General features: G+C 52.4%; 23 protein-coding genes and 1 pseudogene. 11 read left to right on the forward strand and 13 right to left on the reverse strand.

Going from position 1 to position 22,375, the window contains the following annotated elements; translation table 11 throughout:
- The 3 genes and pseudogenes from GEI7105_RS40205 to GEI7105_RS0127915 all read right to left on the reverse strand — a co-directional run.
- Positions 1-116: pseudogene (locus GEI7105_RS40205) on the reverse strand (IS630 family transposase); the annotation flags it as partial.
- 69 nt (positions 117-185) lie between these two features.
- Positions 186-635: a hypothetical protein gene (locus tag GEI7105_RS38935; RefSeq protein ID WP_158413284.1), complete on the reverse strand. Its 450-nt coding sequence runs from the start codon at positions 633-635 to the stop codon at positions 186-188.
- A 515-nt stretch (positions 636-1,150) separates the two neighbouring features.
- Complete coding sequence (locus GEI7105_RS0127915; RefSeq protein ID WP_017663648.1) at positions 1,151-1,978, reverse strand: PHP domain-containing protein; 828 nt, start codon at positions 1,976-1,978, stop codon at positions 1,151-1,153.
- 57 nt (positions 1,979-2,035) lie between these two features.
- Here GEI7105_RS0127915 and purN point away from each other — a divergent pair, with 57 nt between their 5' ends.
- The 5 genes from purN to GEI7105_RS0127935 all read left to right on the forward strand — a co-directional run bounded on the left by purN (position 2,036) and on the right by GEI7105_RS0127935 (position 4,765).
- Positions 2,036-2,674: a phosphoribosylglycinamide formyltransferase gene (gene purN, locus GEI7105_RS0127920; RefSeq protein WP_017663649.1), complete on the forward strand. Its 639-nt coding sequence runs from the start codon at positions 2,036-2,038 to the stop codon at positions 2,672-2,674.
- 223 nt (positions 2,675-2,897) lie between these two features.
- The gene (pyrE, locus tag GEI7105_RS0127925) at positions 2,898-3,500 is read left to right on the forward strand and encodes an orotate phosphoribosyltransferase (RefSeq protein ID WP_017663650.1); all 603 of its coding nucleotides are present in this window, start codon (positions 2,898-2,900) and stop codon (positions 3,498-3,500) included.
- 86 nt (positions 3,501-3,586) lie between these two features.
- On the forward strand, positions 3,587-3,715 hold the full coding sequence (locus GEI7105_RS40690) for a hypothetical protein (protein ID WP_281167048.1): 129 nt from the start codon (positions 3,587-3,589) through the stop codon (positions 3,713-3,715).
- Positions 3,716-4,037: 322 nt separating this feature from the next.
- Entirely contained in the window at positions 4,038-4,319 is a 282-nt protein-coding gene (locus GEI7105_RS35685; protein WP_071592158.1) for a type II toxin-antitoxin system HicA family toxin, read from the forward strand.
- Positions 4,320-4,417: 98 nt separating this feature from the next.
- Positions 4,418-4,765, forward strand: coding sequence for a type II toxin-antitoxin system HicB family antitoxin (locus GEI7105_RS0127935; RefSeq protein WP_017663652.1), 348 nt, complete (start codon positions 4,418-4,420; stop codon positions 4,763-4,765).
- Positions 4,766-5,130: 365 nt separating this feature from the next.
- On the opposite strand, the gene GEI7105_RS40695 is transcribed toward GEI7105_RS0127935, so the two are convergent.
- Both GEI7105_RS40695 and tmk read right to left on the reverse strand, forming a co-directional pair.
- Positions 5,131-5,745 carry a pentapeptide repeat-containing protein gene (locus GEI7105_RS40695; RefSeq protein ID WP_017663653.1) on the reverse strand — a complete coding sequence of 205 codons (615 nt, stop codon included), beginning with the start codon at positions 5,743-5,745 and terminating at the stop codon, positions 5,131-5,133.
- Positions 5,738-6,424, reverse strand: coding sequence for a dTMP kinase (gene tmk, locus GEI7105_RS0127945; protein ID WP_017663654.1), 687 nt, complete (start codon positions 6,422-6,424; stop codon positions 5,738-5,740). Before tmk ends, GEI7105_RS40695 begins: the two co-directional genes overlap by 8 nt.
- A 130-nt stretch (positions 6,425-6,554) precedes the next feature.
- Here tmk and GEI7105_RS0127950 point away from each other — a divergent pair, with 130 nt between their 5' ends.
- Entirely contained in the window at positions 6,555-7,106 is a 552-nt protein-coding gene (locus tag GEI7105_RS0127950) for an Npun_F5560 family protein (protein ID WP_017663655.1), read from the forward strand.
- Positions 7,107-7,312: 206 nt separating this feature from the next.
- Positions 7,313-7,936 (forward strand): DedA family protein, encoded by a 624-nt coding sequence (locus GEI7105_RS0127955; RefSeq protein WP_017663656.1) that lies wholly within the window; start codon positions 7,313-7,315, stop codon positions 7,934-7,936.
- A gap of 129 nt (positions 7,937-8,065) precedes the next feature.
- Here the strand turns inward: GEI7105_RS0127955 and GEI7105_RS0127960 are convergent, their stop codons facing one another.
- The 3 genes from GEI7105_RS0127960 to GEI7105_RS0127970 all read right to left on the reverse strand — a co-directional run bounded on the left by GEI7105_RS0127960 (position 8,066) and on the right by GEI7105_RS0127970 (position 9,898).
- Entirely contained in the window at positions 8,066-8,479 is a 414-nt protein-coding gene (locus GEI7105_RS0127960) for an ExbD/TolR family protein (RefSeq protein ID WP_017663657.1), read from the reverse strand.
- A gap of 29 nt (positions 8,480-8,508) precedes the next feature.
- Positions 8,509-9,135: a MotA/TolQ/ExbB proton channel family protein gene (locus GEI7105_RS0127965; RefSeq protein ID WP_017663658.1), complete on the reverse strand. Its 627-nt coding sequence runs from the start codon at positions 9,133-9,135 to the stop codon at positions 8,509-8,511.
- Between the two features lie 139 nt (positions 9,136-9,274).
- Positions 9,275-9,898 carry a TenA family protein gene (locus GEI7105_RS0127970; protein WP_017663659.1) on the reverse strand — a complete coding sequence of 208 codons (624 nt, stop codon included), beginning with the start codon at positions 9,896-9,898 and terminating at the stop codon, positions 9,275-9,277.
- A 221-nt stretch (positions 9,899-10,119) separates the two neighbouring features.
- Here GEI7105_RS0127970 and GEI7105_RS0127980 point away from each other — a divergent pair, with 221 nt between their 5' ends.
- On the forward strand, positions 10,120-10,650 hold the full coding sequence (locus GEI7105_RS0127980) for a hypothetical protein (protein WP_017663661.1): 531 nt from the start codon (positions 10,120-10,122) through the stop codon (positions 10,648-10,650).
- Here the strand turns inward: GEI7105_RS0127980 and GEI7105_RS0127985 are convergent.
- Positions 10,636-11,640, reverse strand: coding sequence for a Gfo/Idh/MocA family protein (locus GEI7105_RS0127985; RefSeq protein WP_017663662.1), 1,005 nt, complete (start codon positions 11,638-11,640; stop codon positions 10,636-10,638). The two genes, GEI7105_RS0127980 and GEI7105_RS0127985, sit on opposite strands and share 15 nt — an antisense overlap.
- Before the next feature lie 11 nt (positions 11,641-11,651).
- On the opposite strand from GEI7105_RS0127985, the gene GEI7105_RS34115 reads away from it, so the two are divergent.
- Entirely contained in the window at positions 11,652-12,407 is a 756-nt protein-coding gene (locus GEI7105_RS34115; protein ID WP_144054088.1) for a type IV pilin-like G/H family protein, read from the forward strand.
- Here the strand turns inward: GEI7105_RS34115 and rppB are convergent.
- From rppB to GEI7105_RS32910, 3 genes are read right to left on the reverse strand one after another with little or no spacing between them, the layout of a single operon-like run.
- On the reverse strand, positions 12,396-13,787 hold the full coding sequence (gene rppB / locus GEI7105_RS0127995) for a two-component system sensor histidine kinase RppB (RefSeq protein WP_017663664.1): 1,392 nt from the start codon (positions 13,785-13,787) through the stop codon (positions 12,396-12,398). The two genes, GEI7105_RS34115 and rppB, sit on opposite strands and share 12 nt — an antisense overlap.
- Complete coding sequence (rppA, locus tag GEI7105_RS0128000) at positions 13,780-14,466, reverse strand: two-component system response regulator RppA (protein WP_017663665.1); 687 nt, start codon at positions 14,464-14,466, stop codon at positions 13,780-13,782. The genes rppB and rppA overlap by 8 nt, the downstream gene beginning before the upstream one ends.
- 4 nt (positions 14,467-14,470) lie before the next feature.
- Positions 14,471-14,953 carry a hypothetical protein gene (locus GEI7105_RS32910; RefSeq protein WP_017663666.1) on the reverse strand — a complete coding sequence of 161 codons (483 nt, stop codon included), beginning with the start codon at positions 14,951-14,953 and terminating at the stop codon, positions 14,471-14,473.
- 455 nt (positions 14,954-15,408) lie between these two features.
- Here GEI7105_RS32910 and GEI7105_RS32915 point away from each other — a divergent pair, with 455 nt between their 5' ends.
- Both GEI7105_RS32915 and GEI7105_RS0128015 read left to right on the forward strand, forming a co-directional pair.
- A complete protein-coding gene (locus GEI7105_RS32915; protein WP_017663667.1) occupies positions 15,409-17,310 on the forward strand; it encodes an efflux RND transporter periplasmic adaptor subunit in 1,902 nt (633 codons plus the stop codon).
- An 83-nt stretch (positions 17,311-17,393) separates the two neighbouring features.
- The gene (locus GEI7105_RS0128015) at positions 17,394-20,546 is read left to right on the forward strand and encodes an efflux RND transporter permease subunit (protein ID WP_017663668.1); all 3,153 of its coding nucleotides are present in this window, start codon (positions 17,394-17,396) and stop codon (positions 20,544-20,546) included.
- On the opposite strand, the gene GEI7105_RS0128020 is transcribed toward GEI7105_RS0128015, so the two are convergent.
- Positions 20,543-22,342 carry a protein kinase domain-containing protein gene (locus GEI7105_RS0128020; RefSeq protein ID WP_017663669.1) on the reverse strand — a complete coding sequence of 600 codons (1,800 nt, stop codon included), beginning with the start codon at positions 22,340-22,342 and terminating at the stop codon, positions 20,543-20,545. The genes GEI7105_RS0128015 and GEI7105_RS0128020 overlap by 4 nt on opposite strands.
- Between the last annotated feature and the right edge of the window lie 33 nt (positions 22,343-22,375).

Below are 22,375 nucleotides of genomic sequence, written 5' to 3' on the forward strand. Positions count from 1 at the left end.
AGACGAACGGCTTCGGCTCGGTCTTTGACTCGCTGACTCACTGTCGTTGCCTTCCTCATCTCCCAGAGCGTTCTTTCTTCTTCACGGTTGAGAAACACTCTCAGTCTGGCTCCCATACCTCTGACTCCTTTCTGGGGAAACACTTTATAATCTGTAATATACCTCCTTTTTTTTGTATGACCTGCTTAGCCGCTTTCGTGGGCGTTGTAATCGTCGTAGTATTCGAGTTTGCCGTTTTCGTTGCGTCCCCAAAAGAAGGCCCGACGTTCTCGGGTTTCGCCGAAGACGTAGGGTTCGGGCCAGATGCCCCCTCCTGCGATCGCCTCGTCTCCGTTGAAGTCGATGAGTTGGGGGATGGTTTCTCGAAATTCAGCTTCGGAGAGGGGCAATTGTGCGGCAACGACGGCCAGCGATCGCGTGAGGGCGGCAACTTCTCTCGATCGTCCTTCGAGGGTGGCGGTGGCGTTTTCTCCGGTTTGTTGGATCAGCTGTGCGGATTCCGTCAATACCATGCGCCGACCGATGGAGTTGAGGACAACGGCGAAACTCGCCATAATTCCCCCCGCCAACAGCACCGCACTGAGGCAGAGTTTAAAATCAAGGCGTTTGTACCATTTCAAGCTCATCTGGGTCATGGCGAGCGTCGTGCTGAGCAATTTTCGGTGGGGGTTTTTGAGGCCGGCTGCGAAAGGCATCGGGTCGAGAATCTCTGGGAGCTTTGACAGTTGCGCGATGACAACTCCGATTTCGAGCTAGAAAAGGGTCGTCTCGCGACAGAAACTCGCTTCAATGAATTTCTTCAGTGAATTTGATGGGCGTTCGTCAAAGGTTCGCGATCGGAAGTTCTCTGTTCGATTTATCGAACCTTCGGTCTTCAATTAGGAGGTTTAAGACTACTAAATTTCGTAAGCAGCAGTCGATCGATTTAATTTTTTTGTTTTCAGCACGCTTGAGAATAGCCGATCGATCTGCGATCGGCAACAACAAAAATATACCGAACGGCTTGTCTGGTGTATTTTTTGTCAGTATTCTCCAGGTAAAAACGTTGATGTCACCCGTTTCTATGCTATCCGATCGTACTCAATTGTCCGAAAATTGAGGAGTTACCTCGATAAAAACGTTATAAAATTAATCTGAGATTAACCTGAAATTAATTTATTTTTAAGTCTCGAGCCGCTGTTTGGAGGGGAGAGAGAAGCGAGAGAGAAACGTTTAAGCTGTTGAGAGGATAGTCGTTTTGACCCGATACTTTCGGACCGTGATAGTCGCTCCCTCCAGTGGCGAGTAGATCGTAGCGATCGCACAGTTCCAGCAAACGCTGACGTTGAGACGCCCGGTGATGGGGATGGTAGACTTCGATTCCCATCAATCCCGCCTCGACGAGTTCGGGTAACACGGTGTCCACGTCGCCGCCGCGAAATAGGTACGGATGCGCCCACACGGGGACGCCGCCGCAACGACGCAACAGTTCGATACCCTCGGCGGCGGTAAATTTCGGATAGCCCACGTAAGCGGGTTTGTCGTCTCCGAGAAAGCGATCGAAGGCTTCGTCGGACGATCGCACGTATCCCGCCTCGACCATAGCTCTGGCGATGTGGGGGCGACTCGGGGCGACCCCTTCCCCCAACTGGGGTAACGTCACGGGATAGCCCATTTTTTCTAAATTCTCGGCGATTTTCCGCGCTCGCCACCAACGACCCTGAAGGCGATCGCGCAACGGACCTTTCAGAAGCTCGCGATCGGGATAAAATCCCAGAACGTGCAAGGAGCGATCGCAATGAACCGTACTCAATTCCACGCCGGGAACGATTTGTAAGTCGTGCGATCGCGCTGCCTCTCGGGCTTCGTCCCACCCCGAGAGGGTATCGTGATCGGTAATCGCCAAGGCTTTTACCCCAGCCAACACCGCCGCCTCTACCAGTTGCGCGGGGGTCAGGGTTCCGTCAGAATAAGTCGTGTGACAGTGAAGTTCGAGCATCGTGCGCCTTTAAACCGTTCGATCGCATCGTCCACTTCTACTTTAAGGGAGCCAGCCGTGGAGCAAACAACGCCGAGTATCATTTCCCCCGATATTCCCGCAGATGCCCAAAAACAAGTTTCGACGTTGAAACTGGGCGTTCTCGCGTCGGGTAGCGGTACGAACTTCGAGGCGTTAGTGCAAGCGATCGCAGATGGAAAACTGCGGGCGGAAATTCCCATTCTCATCTATAACAAACCCGGTGCGGCGGTGGCGGCTCGCGCCCAACGGTGGGGAATTCCCGCGATGTTAATCGATCATCGCAAATATCAAAGTCGCGAAGCCTTCGATTTCGACATCGCTCAAACCCTGAGTCAGTACGGGGTCGAATGGGTCGTCATGGCGGGATGGATGCGCCGCATTACTGAGGTATTACTCGATCGCTATCCCGATCGCATCATTAACATTCATCCGAGTTTGCTTCCCAGTTTTCCGGGGTTACACGCCGTCGAACAAGCCCTGAAATCCGGCGTCAAAATCACCGGATGCACGGTTCACATCGCCCGTTTGACTGTCGATAGCGGTCCGATTCTCATTCAAGCGGCGGTTCCGATTCTCCCCAACGATACCCCCGAAACCCTACACGCGAGAATCCAAGTTCAAGAACACGAGATTTTCCCTCGAGGAATTCAAATTGCGGCGATGCAAGCGAGATGAGAAGAGGGGGAGCAAGGGAGAGGGGGAGAGAGGGAGAGGGGGAGAGGGGGAGAGAGGGAGAGAGGGAGAGGGGGAGAGGGGGAGCAAGGGAGAAACTGTTCTCTGTTAACTGTCTTCACTGGCGACTGGTGACTGGTGACTGGTGACTGAAACTCTGTTCCCCATTCCCTGTTCCCCGTAACGGTAAAGTATATCTTTGGCAATTCAAGATCGATATTTCTAGATGGCTATTTCTCAACCCTCGACCCTCGCAACGGCAGATTTAGATGCAGTCAAACAGCATTTGTTGCATTTGCTGGCGACGTTGGCGTATCGCGAAGGAGATTTCGTTCTGTCTTCGGGACAGAAAAGTTCCTATTACATCAACGGGAAGTTGGTGACGCTGCACCCGGAAGGGGCGCTTTGTGTGGGACGCTTGTTACTGTCGATGCTGGCTGAAGATACGCAAGCCGTGGCGGGATTGACCCTCGGTGCCGATCCGGTCGTGTCGGCGGTGAGCGTGGTTTCGGCGATCGAGGGGCGATCGATCCCAGCGTTTATCGTGCGGAAGGAAGCGAAAGGCCACGGAACTCGCGCCTATATTGAAGGGCCGCCGTTGGATGCGGGGGCGAAGGTGGTCGTCCTCGAAGACGTGGTGACGACGGGACAGTCGGCGATGAAGGCGGTGACGCGACTGCGCGATGCGGGATATCAGGTCGATCGCGTCATTTCGTTGGTCGATCGCCAACAAGGTGGGGCGGAGTTTTACCGGGAACAGGGGTTAGAGTTCGAGGCGGTGTTTACGATCGCGGAAATTCAAGAATATCTTAAGACGGTTTCGGTCTGAGATCGGGGATTTTGGGGATCGCGATTTTGGTGAAAGGGACTCTGCTGGAGTAGGATCGATCGAATAGACTCACCAGTGAGGCCGTTATGAGCGATCGTAAACCTCCCACAGAGCCAAAAACCACCGTTTTCGACATCGATCCCGTGACGTTTTTCTTTATCGTTGTCGGGGCTTTCGTCGTTCCCGTGATTTTGGCAGGCTTTGTCTTCCACTAATCGACGTGCGATCGCCTCGATATTTTTCGATTCAAAAACCTTTACTAAATCCGAAAGACTATATCTAAAAAATCGAAGCTTTTCTATCGGGCGATCGACTTTTAATATTTAAAATTGCAGCAATACTTAGCAACATTCAACGATTCGCGTGGGGTTGCCCCGTTGAAACTCTCTGAATCGGAGTTTCTATCCAGATCTTCGGCATCTTGAAAAGGCTGGGGATCTGATATGGAATTTTATAGAATTTTTCGACAAACTGTTTAAGGTCGATCGATATCAAAATACGATATCATAATAAAGAACGTTTGACAGAAGGTTGTGAATGTGCGATAAGCTTAACAGTAAGCAGCACAGAACCCTAGAAAATATTTTTGTTTCTCCCGTTCGTTCCGATATTTCATGGAACGATGTGGAAAATCTTCTAAGAGCATTGGGAGCAGATATTCGCGAAGGGCGTGGCTCGCGCGTAAGGTGCGTACTGGGCGAAGTAAGAGCAGTTTTTCATAAGCCTCATCCTAAACCTGTCGTTAATAAACCCACACTCAAAGACTTAAAAAGGTTTTTAACCAACGCAGGATTCGAGCCAGACAACCTTAATTGTTAAAACGTTCTTACTGCAAATCTTCTCAAATAATTGGAGTTTTAACTCCAGAAAAACAAGTTCAAATTGGGCGAATAAACCAGTAGTCTTACAGGAGCAATATGTTTAAGTACAAAGGCTATACTGGCAACGTAGAAATTGATATCGAAAGCAAATTTCTTCACGGACGTATCCTCGACATCAAAGATGTTGTGACGTTTGAGGGTTCTACAGTTGAAGAACTCGAAAAGGCGTTTCAAGACTCTGTAGATGATTACCTCGAGCTGTGTGAGGAACTCGGAGAAGAGCCGGATAAGCCTTTTTCAGGTAATTTCCCATTTCGGACAACCCCCGAACTCCATCACCAGATCTTTCTCGCATCTAAAAAAGCAGGTAAAAGTATGAATGCCTGGATGGAAGAGGTTTTGCTGAAAGCCATAGAACAAAACAATAGACGAACGGCGAACTGACTTGGGAGTTTAACAGAATCGAACGAGTCACTTGCTTGAATTTTCATCGAATGCCACTTCGGGTGCATCTCACTTTTGCAAAAAGGGTCTTCGGAGTTTGTGGTTATAAATGTATAGCACGATACAAAAAATTGAAGATTCGAGAGCCAAAACCCTTGAAATCTCGTGAAGTTAGTTTTTCTGTCACCCTAAACTCCGAAGAGCCTGCAAAAACATGAGTCTTGGGTAGGTTGGGTTTCGCTATCGCTCTACCCAACCGCCGCTCGAGCGATTATGAAAGCTCGTATCCGATGAATTTACATTTTTGAGATGCACCCGACAAAAACGGCAAAAAATATCACGACTAAAATTAAGAAAATCGCAATTTAGGTGTCGTCTTCTTCAGCTTCAAACAACTCCGGTTTGCCTTTCAAATATCGTAAATTTGCGCCATCTAAATTCGCACCCGACAAATTGGCGTTTTTCAAATGCGTCCAGCGCAAATCGACCCCGCTGAGGTTGGCGTCGCGAAAATTGACAGCGAATAAATAGGCCGCATTGAGATCGGCTTCTCGTAAATTCGCTCCTTGAAAATTGGCAGAATAGAGATGGGCTTGCACCAATTCAGCACGGTACAGCGTCGCTTCTTGTAAATCCGCTTCGTTGAGGTGGGCGCGGTGTAAGATGGCTTCGCTGAGGCTGGCGCGTCGAAGTTGGGCGTGGGACAAATTCGCCCCTCGCAAGTTGGCTTCTCGCAAGTTCGCGCCTCGGAGGTTCGCACCTTCTAGGTTAGCGTCGGCGAGGTTCGCCCCCCGCAAATCTGCCCCGATGAGGTTGGCGTGGCTGAGATTGGAACCCGCTAAGTCGAAATTGCTGAGATCGGCGGCGATGAGGTGAGCGTCGCTCAAATCGAGTGCGATCGCTCCTCCCCGTCCGTTTTTTGAATTCGTCCATCTGGCTGCACCGTTTTCCACCATCGCCAGATGTATTGCGTTAGCCATTGTCCCCAGTGTCTCGCATCCAAGTTGGCGGGAGTTCGAGTCCCGATAATTTTAAGGATAAACGTTCGGTCAAGATTTGTTGAACTTTCTTTTCGACCTCGTCGGGCGATCGCCTTCCGTCGATGCGGACGATACGGTGGGGGTATTGTTGGGCGAGTGCGGCGTAACCTTGACGAACCCGACGATGAAAATCTAGGGCTTCTCGTTCGAGGCGGTTGGCTTCTCCCCGTTTGCGAGCGCGATCGAGTCCGATTTCCGGTTCGACATCCAGCCACAGGGTCAAATCCGGTTCCAAGCCTCCCGTAGCGATGTGGTTGAGGCGATCGATGAGTTCTCGATTCAATTGTCGCCCGTATCCCTGATAGGCGACCGTCGAGTCTGTATAGCGATCACACAGGACGATCGCCCCGCTGGCCAGTTGCGGTTTAATAGACCGTTCTACGTGCTGGGCGCGATCGGCGGCGTACAGCAACAGTTCTGCGCGATCGCCGATGGGTTCCCCCTCGCGCACTTCTAACAGTACCGTTCGCAACTGTCGTCCGAGTTCCGTTCCCCCCGGTTCCCGCGTCACCACCACCGAACCCCGGACGCGCGATCGCAGCCAGTCGCAAGTTCGCTGTAACTGAGTGGTTTTCCCACACCCTTCAATTCCTTCAAAAACGACGAACGAACCTGTCATAGGTGAATCTTGGCTGAGATTTGCTACGAAACGTTGACCGAGCGATCGGGCGATCGAGGCAGATGCTAGATTAACATTCAGTAGAAACGAAAACGAACTCTTCTGTCATTTTGCCTAGGAGGTAGCTTTGGTGAACCCGACTGAATCCCTCAATCCGCACGAGTTGCGAGCCGAAGTCGCACGACTGCAAGAAGAGGTGAAAATGCGCGATCGACTGGTTCAACAGCTTTCTCAAGAGCTGTTTCGTTTGGTCAAAGGTAACGCCAACCAAACCTCCAGCGCCGCACCCTCCTCGCAGTATCAAGAACAAATGCAACTGCTGCGCCAACAACTGGCGGAAGTCGAACAACAAGTCGAGTTTTACCAATCGCAAATCGCCGATCGCGATCGCGAGCTGTTTCAACAGCGTCAAACGGCGCAAGAACTCACCGATCGCGCCCGGATGCTCGAACAAGTGGTTCAGGAACTTCCCGAAGTCTACAAACAGAAGTTCGCCGAACGTCTCAAACCCATTCAAGAGCGCGTCGAAGCCCTCCAGCGCGAAAACCGCCAACTCCACGCCGAACTCCAAAGCGTCAGCTATCGCCTCGCCAAACGTACTCGCCGCGAGTCTGGAAACCTCGATCTTCCCAGTTTCGAGCCTTCTGACGATCGAGCCTCACTTCCCTCGTTCACCAGCTAGATGAGGAGATGAGAGAACAGTCACCGTCACCAGTGAAGACAGGGAACAGGGAACAGGGAATAGGGAATAGGGAACAGTTAATAGTTTCTCCCCTTGTCCCCTTGTCCCCTTGTCTCCCCCTCTCCCCCTCTCCCCCTCTCCCTCCGGGGCGCAGATCTGTCAGAATGTAAAGATGATAGGCAGATCGAAGACAGATCGAGGCTTGAATGTCTGAGGTAATTTCTCTAGAGAATATTGAAGAAATCGCCCGTCAGTATGGATATTGGGCGGTTTTTTTAGGGATTTCGTTAGAAAACGCAGGAGTTCCCCTTCCTGGCGAAACGATTACCCTCGTCGGCGGTTTTCTCGCCGGAGAGGGTGAGTTAGATTATTGGTTCGTCCTCTTGTGTGCTATTGGAGGTGCGATCCTGGGCGATAATTTCGGCTATTGGATTGGAAAATGGGGTGGATGGCCGCTGCTGTTGCGAGTCGGACGGTTGTTCCGCATCTCTGAGGCGCGATTGAAGAGTGTTCGAGAAGAATTCAGTCAAAACGCTGCTAAAGCCGTCTTTCTCGGGCGGTTTATCGCGCTGCTGCGTATTTTCGCCGGTCCGCTGGCGGGAATTGCTGAAATGCCCTATGGTAAGTTTTTTCTCTGCAATGCGGCCGGGGCGACGGTTTGGGCGTCAGCGATGGTGAGTTTATCTTACTTTATCGGGCGAATCGTTCCGCTCGAAACGCTGGTGTCGAGTGTGGCGCAGTTCGGCGTGGCGGCGTTACTGTTAACGATGGTGGCGATCGTCGTTCCTCGGGTGTTGGAATCGGCGAATCCGTTGAAGGCGGAAGATTGAAGGTTTCGCTCGATCGGTTAGAAAAAGTTTTGTTGGTTCGGTTGACGCTAGGTTCCCCAACACTCCAAACAGGCTATTGAACTCGAGCGAGAACCCCGGTATCTTCAAGATGCTGGGGTTTTTTGAAGGTTACGGGCGATCGCGATCGTCGGTTAGAACGGCGAGTTGAATTCCCTGGATTTGGCGCAGTTCGTCGAGGACTTCGATAAAACGTCCGTGGGAAACGGCTGTATCTGCATTCACAGCTACGATGGAAATATTCTCGTTTTCCATGCGCTGGCGAACTCGAGTCTGTAATTGCGATAGGGCGATCGCCTCTTCTCCGAGAAAAACCGTGCTGTCCTCGGTAATCGTGACGACCAAACGAGTTTTTTGCTGCGATTCTGCCGTTTCAGCGGACGGTAAATTGACTGAAAGCCCTTCGGTTTGCGTGAGGTACAAACTCGAAATGACGAAAAACGTCAAAATCGCTAAAATTACATCGATCGCAGAAACGATATTAATTTGAGGTGGAATCTCGGGATCGTCATCGGGAAAATTCATAGAGATTCGTCCAAAAAATCAGTAGAAAACTATTGGTGATACAGTCGATGTTTGCGGCGATAAATTAACTCGAGGCGTCCGCCGTACTCGCGAATCAAGGCAGTTTGACGGCGGTAGAACCCGCGAAAGGTATTGGAAAACAGCAACGTCACGATCGCCACGACCAAGCCCAACACCGTCGAAGATAGCGCCTCGCTAATTCCCCCCGTGACGCCGATCGCATCGCTTTGTCCGATATCGCCGAGCGTCAGGGAAGAAAACGACGCCATCAATCCCAAAACAGTTCCCAACAATCCTAACAACGGCGACACGGCCACGATCGAATCTAACGCAGTCGAAAAGCGGCGTAAGGTCGGAAGTTCGGATTGAGCCGCACTTTCTAAAGCCAGACGAAACTCTTCCGGGGTCGGTTCTTGGAGTTCCAAGGCTTCGAGAAAAATACGGGGAACGGGTAAATCAGTCTGTTTCTGTAACAGTTTTATCGCCGCATCTTCGTTAGTTTGCAACAACCGCAGTGCTTTTTGAATGACGGCATCTTGTCGTCGCCACACCCGAAACCAAAAATAACTGCGTTCGCCGATCAGCGTCAGCGACAACACTGAAAATAACAAGAGGGGAATCGCTACAATTCCCGCCGAAGCAATTAAATTTCCCATACTGGTAGATTTCCCATCTTCAAAAATTTCGTTCTTTTTTCCCTCCTCTCTCCCTTTCTCCTCTTCTCCCCCTCCAGATCCCCGGCATCTTACAGATTCTGGGGATCTTACACACTCTTCACTCTTCCCTCTCCCCTCTTCACTGAGATCGCCACGCCGACTCGAAAAATTCTAACTCGCACTGCATGGCGTAGCGATAGGTTTGGTGCAGGGCTGGGGTATCGGTGGCGTAGCGCTCGACTAAGGCTTCTAACTGCTTCGCCAACGGCTCGAACTCGTCGCTGCTGTAGGTGCGAATCCATTCAGAATATCGATGGTCGGGTATGCCGTCTCGTGCCAGTTCCCGCCCCAAAAAGAAGTACAGTCGCATACAGGGAGACATGGCTGCGGCGGTAGTGCCGACGTCAGCACTCCAAGCCGTCGCGCTGAGGAAATCGATATAACGGCGCGTCGCGAGACTCGGTTCGATCGCCTCTAAATCGACGCCCCACTCTTTCGCGTACTCTCGATGCAACGCCATCTCGTCTAACACGCCCTCCACGAGATGGTGAAACGTTTGAAACCCTTCCCAATCGGGAGATCTCGCAGCGGCGACGCTGTAGGCGCGGGCGAAGGCTTTGAGGAAAAAGGCATCTTGTCCGGTGTAGGTGGCGAACTTGTCTGGGGGGAGCGTTCCGGTGGCTAAACCGCGAACGAAAGGAGAATCGAGACAGGCTCGGGCGAGGTCGAGATTGGCATTCCAAAGCAGATCGGATAAGGTCATGGTTGAGAGGCGATCGCAGCGTCACAAACGAGGCGAACCCCAATCGGTTCCTGATGGCGTGAGGTTCGGCAGAATACTTAATGTAGCATTCCTTTAAAACCCTTTCTCAATGGTGTTGTCGGTGGAACTTCGCCAAACCCGTTGACAGGGCTTTCCCAGAAAAACGACAATTCGAGTGCAGGGTAGCGATCGAATCGAGCGACGACATTGAGGTCAATAGCGTGATTACTTGTAAAGCGATCGACGTTCGGAAATTGGTCGAGGCAGACGAACCCCGTTTCATCGTCACGGTGAACGACATTCTGATGGCGGTAACCGATCGCCGTAAAATTTCACAAGACTTTCCGTGGGCCGTGCAGATTTGGGGGGAAGAGTTGCCCGAACTCGACTATCGTAGCGATCGCTGTTTGGTGACGTGCAGCCAAAAAATCCCAGCCCCTCTCGGCTACGCCTACGGAAACGCGGCGATCGATACCTGTAAAGCCTTTCTCGAGGAGTTCGGCATCGAGAGCATCCCCGAAATCTTTAACTTTATCGCCAGTATCGGCCGCGACAGCAGCTTCTACACGGACGAACTGCGATCGCGTTACCCCGTTCTCTCCTCTCAACCTCCCCTCGAGTTGCGAAAATATCTGGTTCGAGCTTACGAACAAGGACAAGTCTGGCAAGACAAACCATCTCCCATTTCCCCAGACGAACCCTGGAAATGTCAGCTTCCAACGGAATTGGAACGGGCGCTATCGACCGTTTGAGTCGAGGGCGATCGCCCCTCCCGTTTCGGCGGCTCGCCGCACTGCATCGGCGATTTTTAAGGTATAGACGCTGTCTTCGGGGGCGACGTACAGGGGTTTGTTGTCGATGAGGCGATCGAGTACCATTTGCGTGTCTCGGGCGAAAGCGCCCCGTTGCGACGCGATTTCGATGGGCGCGATCTCGTCCCCGCACGTCAGTTGACCGCGTCCGTTTTCCAACACCAGCGTACCGCCCTCGCCGCACGCTTCCCATACGCGGGTCGTGTGGGAAAAGCGATCGCCTTTGGCGTACAGGACATCGGCGAAGACACCGCTGGTAAATTCGAGTCGAGCGTTGCACAGACAAGCCGTGTAATAACCTGGTTCGTCGCCATCCCAAAACCGCGCCCGGCCGCTAACAGAGTAGACTCGGCCGAAACAAGAGGTCAAACGGTGCAAGCGAGATAACGCACCGACGAGCGGAAATCCAAACAGCTCGTGATGGTACGTCCAGTGTGGCGAAGCCGGGCGTTTGGCCTTGATGGTGGCATAACGGACGTAGGAGACGGGTTCGACTCGGGGAAGGTGTTCGACAAACGCTTGGTGAAGCCCTCCCAAGAGTTCGATATGTTCGACGTGGAGGAGTTTTCCGGTTTGACGGGAGCGTTCGAGTAGGGTTTCGGCTTCGGTGGGATCGAGAGAGAGGGGATATTCGGCGACGACGTGCTTTCCGCGATCGAGGGCCGCCCGAGCGAGGGTTCCGCGATCGCGGTTGATGCTGCTGAGAAATACGACGTCGATATCGTCGCGATCGATTAACGCGTGCCAGGTGTCGAGACAGTCGGCATCGTAGCGACGGGCGAACTCGCGGCTTTGTTGGGGATCGTACCCGACGACAGCTTTCAGTTGCGCTCGGCGATCGCGTTGCAGGGCTTCAGCCCGTAAGGTGGCGACGAAACCCGTTCCGATGAGTCCGATGGCGAGAGGGGAAGTCGGGTCGTGAGTTGACATGGAATTGAAACGTGAAAGCCAAAGAAATTGCGTATACTGGATGTCGTCTCGTCGAGCGTCCTCGGCGATCGCGATTTCAACATCATTCAAACAACAGCACCATGTCTCCAAACTTGGCGAAACCGAAATTTTGGCTGGCTTCGACGGCAACTCTCCTCTTCGCTGCGGGATGCTCGGGAACGCAAGGAGGCTCGGACTGGGCGGGAACTTGGGAAATTCAAGATCCCCAAACTCAGGATAGCGTGACCATCGTTTTGACGGAAGACGGCAAAGCTTACGTCAACTCTCCGTTAGCTTCTACAGATACGCCGGAATATCTCGAACTGCCGATCGCTCGCGTGTCGGACGAGTCGGCACTTCCCGAAAACGCCCGCGTGGTGACGCTCGAGGAAGCGATGGCTCAGTCGATGGAAGCTGCCCGCGAAAGTGAAGGTCAAACTTATGTCGGGGCGTTGGCGAGGGCGCAACAGGCGTATTATTTAGAAAACGAACGCTTTGCCGAGTCGCTCGAAGAGTTGCAACTCGGATTGCAGTCGGAAACGGAAAATTATCAGTACGCGATCGCTTCGGTAGAAAACGACGCGGCGTACATGACGGCGACGGCGAAACAGGACGATTTGAAGAGTTTTTCGTCGTTGGTGTACGTCGAGGACGGTGGCACGCAAATGTTGCTGTGCGGTACGGACGACGCGTCGAAAACGGCTCCAGAACGACCGGAAATGAGCGATTCGGGAGCGACTTGTGCTTCGGGTTCGTCACCCCAGTAAGGATGTTCGGCGATCGCGATGTTTGGGTAGGCGAACGGCAAACGTACTACCGCGATCGCGTTGGCTGTGTAGGTCGATTTTACCACCGTGGGTTTCGACGATGGCTCGGGCGATGGACAATCCCAACCCCGAGCCGCTTGTTTTTCGAGATTGATGGCGATCGACGCGGTAGAAGCGATCGAAAATATGCTGTTGGTCTTCGGCAGAAATGCCAATTCCCGTGTCTCGAATCTGCACGATCGCCTCGCTCGAAGTCGAGTCGAGGTCGACGGTGACGCAGCCGCCCGACGGGGTATAGCGCACGGCGTTACTGGCAATATTATAAATCGCTCGATAAAGTTGTGCTTCGCGACCGGCCACCTCGAGTTTGGGTACGGCGGTCGATTTTATCTCTAAATTGACGTTTGCTTTTGAGGCTAAGGGAACTAATTCTTGTGCGAGGTCTTCTAATATATCGTTTAAGTAAAAACGCTGAAGTTTGGTCGTATCCTGTTTGCGATCGAGACGTGCCAGGTAGAGTAAATCGGTGACCAGTTTAGCTAAGCGATCGTTCTGTCTTAAAATTGTGCGGAGCGAGGTTTTAAACTCCGATTTTTCAGTGTTTTGTTGTCGCAACAACGTTTCGACTTGCGTGTGAACCACGGCCAGCGGCGTTCTCAATTCGTGGGCGGCATCTTCGGTAAACTGCTGCATTTTTTGATAGGAGCGATAGACAGGCTGTAACGCGAAAGACGCTAACCACCAACTCGCCGCACCTAATGCAACAGAGGCGGTGACGAAAAAAACGATTAAACTCCATCGAATCGTTCGTAATTCGAGATCGGTCTCTCGCCAACTTTTTCCAACGATTAAATATCCCCAATCTTCGGAAGTTTGAGTGTGGAGTAAAACCGAGCGGTACTCGTAACGAATTCCGCTTTCGTTGTATAAGGTTTTACGAGAGTCAATAAAGTTTTTGAGATCGAGCGATCGCGCTTTGAGATCGGACGAAGTCAGAAAACCGGCGGTAGCAATGGGGTTTCCCGATAAGTCGAGCAAGAAAATTGAATAATTATCTTGCCAAACAGGCCCGAGTGCATGAAACTGAGCGCGATCGATTTGAAAGTAACAAGACTGTCCGATCGAGCAAAGATTGGGAACCAGTTCGGCCAGTTCTGGCTCTAAGGTACTGGGTTGTTTGAGAATGACTTCAAAGCTATCGTGTAAACTGGTTAAAACTGAATTAATTTCGCGATCGAACCCGCGATTTCGAGAATAAACAATATACTCGTAAACGGCAATTCCACAAGCGAGAAGAATCGTTTCGACAATGAGAATTGACAGCAGCGTCAAGCGAAACCTCGTCTTGTCGAAAACTCGATTCGATCGCCGTTTAAACATTAAAGCGATACCCCAACCCGTAAATCGTCTCGATAGGAAGTTCGAGTCGATGTCCTTCGAGTTTGCGTCTTAACAACCGCATTTGTGCGGCGACGACGTTACTTCCCGGCTCGGCTTCTCGCTCCCAAACCTGTTCCATCAACTGTTCTCGAGATATCAAAAGATTGGGGTGGCGCATAAAATATTCGAGAAGCTGAAATTCTTTTCTCGTTAGCGCAACACTGAAAATTTCGGGCTGTTTTGTATTGGCGATCGTGTAATTTCGGTAATCCAAAACCCAACTGTCTACTTGCAGAGGTCGAGGGGAAAACTGAGGCGATCGCCGTTGCAACGCACGCAATCGTGCCAACAGTTCCGACAAACTAAATGGCTTCACTAAATAATCGTCTGCTCCCGCATCTAATCCCGCGACTTTATCAGCATCCGTGTCTTTAACCGTCAACATGATTACGGGTAGAGAACGACCAGACTGGCGGAGTTTTCGACAGAGTTCGAGTCCCGAGAGTCCCGGCAAATTCCAATCTAAAATTGCCAAGATGTACTGCGTGATGCGATCGTCTAAATAGTCCCACGCCGTCGTTCCGTCTTCGACCCAATCGACGATATACGCTTCTTGTGAGAGCGCTTGTTTTATCGATAATCCAAGGTCTGGCTCGTCCTCAACCAGTAAAATTCGCATGGCTTTAGTAGGTATGAATTCGAGCGTTTCCGATGGAAATATCCCGATTGGAGTCTGCGGTGCGAACAGACACAGGATAAAGCCAAACCCGTCCTTGTCGCAATCGCGTTTTAACACCGCGAAGATGAATATCGAGGGCGGCGTTGGGGGTAACGGGTTCGGAAAAGGCGACGGTCACGCGGCGATCGGACATTGTTACGCTGGCGTCAACAGAATTGCCATTTTCATCGACGACAGAAACGCCTCGCTCGATCGAAACGCGTCGGGGAAGCTCGATCGCCACTTGCGAAATGCTAGAACCGTGAACGTGAAGGGTCAAAATATTCGTCGTCAAACCGGCGTTCATTAACTGACTGGTGTTGCGAAGCGCCGTGGCGTTATATAAATGGGACGTGTATCCGTCAGCTCGAGCGATCGTAGGACTCTGTAAGAAGAATAGTGTCGCGGCGATCGCGAGGGACTTTACAGGGAATAAAGCGTTTTTCATATCGGTTGCTTCCCGCTTGAAATCGTCAATATTTCAAGGATGACAGCCAAAATTAAAATTTTGATGAAATTTGTAAAACTCGGGGGTTCTCGGCGCAATTTGCCGCAGTAAAAGGTGCGTGACAGAGCGATCGGTCTCACGATCGACACCCGATTTTTCAAGTCACGCACCCTACGGGACTCACCCTTGTTTGTGGGCGGTGTACATGGGCGGTGCGTGACAGAGCGATCGGTCTCACGATCGACACCCGATTTTTCAAGTCACACACCCTACGGGACTCACCCTTGTTTGTGGGCGGTGTACATGGGCGGTGCGTGACAGAGCGATCGGTCTCACGATCGACACCCGATTTTTCAAGTCACGCACCCTACGGGACTTTGTCTGCGAAAATTTTCACTTTTTTTTGATTTTTGCGTGGGAGCCTGAGATCGGTACTCCACAGGGGCGACCTGACCATGGTAGGAAACGCACTCAAACCCATCCTTTGGCTGAAAATCGCGATCGCGTTGGTGCTGTGGCTGGAGGTTCCAGCGAAAGCTGGCCCGGGACACGGCCACGGAAACGAATTTGGCTCGAGCGAATCGAACGAGTTACGAGAGGTCGAAGTCGAACCCGACGCGATCGATCGCTTGGGAATTCGCGTCGAAACCCTCACCTCACGACTGATGGACGTGGGAATCACCGTCACCGGGGAAATCGAAGCCACCCCAGACGCACGGGTCGAAGTGACTTCTCCCGTGGCGGGGACGCTGGTTCAGCTTTTGGTCGAGCCAGGGGAAACGGTGGTGCGAGGGGAACCCCTAGCGGTGTTGTCGAGTCCCGAACTGGCCGGACTCGCCGTCGACGCACAACGCCAGCAAGCCGAAGCCGAGGCGAACGTCCTCGAAGCGCAAGCCAACTTACAACTGGCGCGAGATAACTACCAACGTCAGTTGCAAATTACAGAAGCCGACATCGCCAGCGCGCGATCGCAACTCGAAACCGCACAGTCTCGCTACGATCGCGATCGCCAACTCGTCGAAAGTGGCGGCGTTCTGAGCGTGGCGCAGGAAAATTACAAACGCCAGCAAGACATCGCCGAAGCCGAGATCGCACGCGCCGAAACCGAAGTCGCCGTGGCGCGGGAACAGTATGAGAAAGATGTGGAACTCGTCGAAGCCGGTGCGATTCCCCGACGACAAATGCTCGAGTCTCGCGCGCGTCTGGCCGCCGCCGAAGCCGATCTGTCCGCTGCGGTGAGCCGTCGAGAGGTTCTCACCGCTCAGTCGAACGTCCGACAAGCCGAAGTCGATTTACCGGTGCGGGATTTGCGGGAGTCTGAAGACTTGCTGGCGCAGGCGCGATCGCGGTTAACCCAAGCCGAACAGCGTCGGGAACTCGGAGAAGCACAAGCGGAAATCGATCGCGCTGAAGCAGCTTTAGAGGTCGCTCGCGCTCGTTTGGACTTGAGCGACGATACTTATGCGGCGCGGTTGCGACAACTCGGTGCGACGGCCAATCCCGACGGAACGGTGACGATCGCCGCTCCGATTGCGGGAACTGTCAGTGTGCGGACGGCCACGTTGGGACAGTCTGTCGATGCGGCGGGAGCGCCTTTAATGCAAATCGTCAACAGCGATCGCGTTTGGGTGCGAGCTGATGTCTACGTGCGAGATTTACCTCAAATTCAACGCGATCGCACCGTTTTAGTCCGGGTTCGCGATGTCGGAGATCGACTGTTTCGAGGTCGCGTGGCGCAAATCGATCCCGTGGTGGAAGGAGAACAGCGCGTTCCGGTACGTGCGGAGATCGACAGGACTGGGGACGTGCTGAAACCGGGAATGTTTGCAGAGGTCGAAATCGTCACCGATCGCACGGCGCAACCGGTTCTTGCGATTCCCACCACGGCGATCGTCGAGGTCGACGAGCGTTCGATCGTTTACGTCCGAGAGGATCGCGGCTTCAAACCGGTTGAGGTGGAGTTAGGACGTGCGTTCGGGGAAATGGTGGAAGTCGAACGCGGCTTAGCTGAGGGCGATCGCATCGTCACTCAAGGCGGGGTGTTGCTGTATGCAGAGTCTTTGCGGGGTGGCGGTGACGAACACGGCGAAGACGAACACGGCGAGGAAGAACACGAACACAGTGAAGACGAACACTCTAACGCACGATCGAGAACTGCATTGAGTTGGGCGATCGTTCCGGTTCTTGGCGGTGTGGCTGGGGGGGGATTTTGGTTTTTGCGGCGACGGAGAAACCTCCCGTTTCCCGAACTTTTAAAATCCGTGCGATCGCGGGTGACTTCATTCTCAACCACGGTTGAAGAATCCACCCCAGAACGAGACAGTTCGGCGAAGCGTTCTTCGATCGATTCAGATTGACGAATCGCCCTCTTCGATCGTCTCGACTGAAAAAACTTAGATTGAGTTTCGTTTCTCAACTCAAGCTACCTCGATAAATTACCATGATAGATAGCATTTTAAAATGGTCGATCGCTCAACGTTGGATCGTCGTCATCGCTGCCATTCTCGTTACGATTTGGGGCTTCTTCACCGTCTCGAGAATGCCCCTCGATGTCTTTCCCAACTTCGCCCCGCCTCAAGTCGATATTCAAACCGAAGCCCCCGGACTCGCCCCCGAAGAAGTCGAATCTCTCGTCAGCTTTCCCATCGAAAGTGCGATTAACGGAACCCCCGGCGTCGATGTGGTGAGATCGAAGTCCGGCGTGGGAATTTCTTCGATTAGCGTTCTCTTTAAATGGGGAACCGATGTCTACAACGCGCGTCAATCGATTTCCGAGCGATTGCAACAGGTGGCGAACGAACTTCCCGAAGGCGTCCAAACGCCACAAATGGCACCGCTTTCTTCTCCCATCGGCACGATTTTATCCTATGCGTTTACGATTAAAGAGGGCGGAACGACCACTTTAATGGACGTTCGAGCTTGGGTCGATCTCGACATCCAAAACCGCTTGCTCGCCGTTCCCGGCGTCACAAAAATTGTGTCTTTCGGGGGCGATCGCCGTCAGTATCAAGTCTTAGTCAGTCCGGCGAAACTCAAAGCCTTTGACATTACACTGTCAGAGGTGGTTCGCGCGGCTCGAGAATCGAACGTCAACGCTGGCGGTGGTTTTTTAATTCAACCCGATCGCGAATATTTAATTCGAGGGATCGGACGGATCGAAACCCTGGAGGACTTAGAAAAAACGGTCGTTACCGCACGGGATGGCGTTCCAGTTCTGTTAAAAGATGTCGCTGAAATTACTATCGGCGCAGAACTCAAACGGGGCGATGCGAGTGTTGATGGCGACGAGGCGATCGTCGTTTTAATTAACAAGCAACCCCTCGCCGATACGCCAACTGTCACCGAAGCCGTCGAAGCGGCGATGGCGGACGTTCGAGCGGGACTTCCTGAAGATGTAGAGGTTCGCGTCACATTTCGCCAAGCGGATTTTATTGAAGAATCGATTGAAAGTGTAACCGGTGCGTTGCGCGATGGAATTATTATCGTCTCGATTGTTTTACTTCTCTTTTTGATGAACTGGCGCACGGCGATTATGGCGCTCAGTGCGATTCCACTGTCGTTACTGATTGGCTTGACCATTTTGCAGGCGTTCGGTCAAGGAATTAATACTATGACGTTAGGCGGATTGGCGGTTGCGATCGGATCGGTGGTAGACGATGCGATCGTGGATATGGAAAATTCTTATCGACGCTTGCGTGAAAATCAATTGGCGGGAACGCCAGTTTCACCGCTAAAAGTAGTGTATAAAGCGTCTAAAGAAGTGCGCGTGAGCGTCCTTTTTTCGACGTTTATTATTGCGACGATCTTCGCACCTATTTTTTCACTGACGGGTGTAGAAGGGCGGATTTTTGCTCCGATGGGAATGGCGTATTTACTATCGATTTTTGCTTCGACCTTCGTGGCATTGACCCTCTCGCCAGCATTGTCGGCGATTCTATTATCTCGTCACAAACTCCCGAAAGATGATACTTGGATCGCACGTCAATCTCGTAATAAATATCGTCAAATTTTGCAAGTTTCGCTATGGCGTCCGAATCACGTTCTGCTAGGAACTATTTCAGCATTTTTTGCTTCAATTTTAATATTTTTTATGTTGGGTCGCGTGTTTTTGCCGGAGTTTCAAGAGCGCTATTTGGTCAATACAATAACGCTCTATCCTACCGTGTCTTTAGAAACGACGAATCGCGCGGGTTCGGCGATTCAAGATATGTTAAAAGACGATCCGTATTTTGAATCGATACAACTGCGATCGGGACGAGCTTCGGGAGATTTAGAAGCCATTGGCGTGAGCGGGGGCCACGTTGACGTGAAACTGTCCGATTTGGGAATGAAACATCGAGAAAAAGCGATCGCTCGCTTGCGAGACGAGTTTTCTAAGTTACCCGGCGTCGTGGCGGGAATTGGTGGATTTATTTCTCACCGCATCGATGAAATTTTATCGGGAGTTCGCAGCGCGATCGCGATTAAAATCTTCGGTTCGGATCTCGACGTACTTCGAGACATTGGAACGCAAGTCCGAGATGTCACGAGCGAGGTTTCGGGAATTGTCGATTTACAAATCGAACCGCAAGTGTCGGTCAAACAAATTCAAATTGAATTCGATCGCGATGCGATCTCTCGCTACGGACTTACCATCGACGAACTGGCGAACACCGTCGAAGTGGCGTTTAACGGACAAGTGGTTTCTCAAGTTTTGGAAGGACAGCAATTGTTCGATTTGCTAGTATGGCTTCCCGAACGCGATCGCAGCAATATGACAACCATTCAAAATCTGCTTATCGATACCCCCGACGATCGCAAAATTCCGTTATCGCAGGTTGCAGAGGTCAAATTTGGCGAAGGGCCCAATGCGATTAACCGAGAAAGCGTCTCTCGCCGTTTAATTGTTTCGGCGAACGTCAGCGATCGCGATTTGGGAAGTGTCGTCCGAGAACTTAAATCGGCGATTTCTCAAGAGGTCGAGTTACCCGACGGGTACTTTATCGAATACGGCGGACAGTTTGAATCCGAACAGCGAGCGTCGCAAAACTTGCTAGTTTTTGGAAGTGTGTCTTTAGCTGTCATTATCGTGTTGATGTATTTCGCGGTGAAATCGATTCCCGCAACGATCGCGATCGCCCTCAATTTACCGTTGGCGTTGACGGGAGGAATTTTTTCAGTGGCGATCGGTGGTGGCGTTCTCTCCGTAGCGTCGATGGTAGGATTTATTACGTTGTTTGGGGTGGCAACTCGAAACGGGTTACTTTTGGTCGAAAATTACCATCAAAAAATTCGCGAAGGATTTCCGCTCGATCGCGCAATTTTTGAAGGGTCGATCGAGCGCTCTACCGCTATTTTAATGACGGCGTTAACTTCAGCCTTGGGAATGTTACCGCTCGTTCTCAGTTCCGGTTCGGGACAAGAAATTTTACAACCTCTCGCAGTGGTCGTATTTGGGGGATTGTTTACCTCAACTGCATTGACGCTATTAGTTTTACCTGCCCTTTATATTCGATTTGGTCGTTGGCTGGTTCCGCAGTTCGACGCCAAATCGGGAGCCAACGGAACGGGGAACTTAACGTCTCGTCCATCGGTGGAGTCTCGCGTGTCTTAGTTGAGGTAAATCGCGTCGTCGTAAACCCAGCGATCGTTATAGCGATCCCAAATCCAAGTAATTCGCAAGGCGTCCGTACTCGTCTCGCCAGACTTCATAAAATATTTCAACCGCACGTCAACTCGCGCCGTTTCTTCCCCCACTTCGACCAATCGCAACTCTTCGACGCGCACGGCGTTCACCGTATCCCACCAACGTTGATAGTCGCGAAATCCTTTGGGATGTAACTCCTCGTTCTGTTGCAACTCTCGCGATAAGGTGTTCCACGCCACGATCGAATCGTTGTCGTTAATTGCAGCGTAATAATCCCTCGCCGCATCGATGGGAGACGGGCGATCGCTCGGAACTTGAGGCGTTTCTTGGGGCGTTTCGACTACCACCACCTCACTAGCGGCGATGCGTTCGTCAGCAGTGTTCGGATTCGTACTGGCGAAGGCGCAATAGGAATCTGGGTAGTCGCGTCCGTACGCTTGCAACTGTTCGACACAGGCGTCGCGAGTCTCGAAGCGATCGACGTAAACCTGTTGGTAAGGTTTGTTGGATAAATTGGGATAATCGGGAAGCCAAAACGACCCGGCGGCGTTGTAGCCTGTGTCGCGTAAAGCACTCAGGCGTTTGTCTGCATTATCGCGATCGGCGTAGGCCGAATCGGCCAGAAAATAAAACCCGCGTTCCTCGGGAATCGGCGTCGCCACGACGGTTGGTGTCGGTGTCGCCTCGACCGTCGGCGTCGGTGTGGGAACGACCGTAACGTCCGATCGCTGCGACTGTCGTACCGCCAACGTTGCGATAACCGATCCGCCGACAATTCCCCCGACGATCGCACCGAAGAGTAATTTCGTCGCGTTGGAGGATTTCGCCGGAGGATCGGGAACGGCGGTCGTCGCCGCAACCGTTGACCGAGAGGTCGATCGCTCCCCTCTGGGGACTACCGCGACCGTGGCTTCTGTAGACGGCGGCGGAGGCGTTTGTAAGACTGTTTCGGGAGATTGCAACGCGGCCGACATTTCTCGTACTGTCGCAAAGCGATCGCGCGGGTGGGGTTCGATGGCCTTGTCGAGAACCCGTTTCAACCCGTCCTCGACCCTTACGTCCTCGAACCACAGCAGTTTCCCCGTGCGCGGATCGCTGGGAATTTCTTGCGGGTATTTTCCCGTGAGGGCGAAAATCGCCGTCAATCCCAGACTGTAGAGGTCGCTCGAATACATCGGTCGTCCCACCGCCTGCTCCCCGGACATAAATCCTGGCGTTCCGATAACAATGCTGCTGGTGGGGTGTCCCGAGGAACTCACCACCGTTCCCATGGTTTCCCGCACCGCCCCGAAATCGATAGGAACCGGGAGTCCGTCGCGATCTCGCACGATAATGTTATCGGGTTTGATATCGCGGTGGACGATGCCTCGACTGTGAACGAAGTCGAGAACGGGTAACAAGTCGCTCAACAATCGACGCACTTCCGTATCGGAGAGTTTACCGCGCGATCGCACCCGTTCGGTGAGCGTTTGCCCTTCGATCCACTCCTGAACCAAATAAAATTGGTCGCCTTCGGTAAAGTAAGCGTACAGCGTGGGGATTTGTGGGTGCGCTTCTCCGAGAGATTCCAACGTGGCGGCTTCCCGCGCAAACCGTTCTCGTACCAGTTGGGTGGTTTTGGCGTCCGTCGTCCTGGGTTTGAGTTGCTTGAGAACGCAACGACGACTTGAAGGCATATGGGTGTCTTCAACGAGAAACGTTTCGCCAAAACCACCCCGTCCGATCGAGTGGAGAATGCGGTATCGCTGGTTTACGAGGGTCATGGTATTAGGGGAGGAAAACGACCGTCCGGCTTC

Source organism: Baaleninema simplex PCC 7105 (genome assembly GCF_000332355.1).
GTDB lineage: Bacteria > Cyanobacteriota > Cyanobacteriia > Cyanobacteriales > Geitlerinemataceae > Baaleninema > Baaleninema simplex.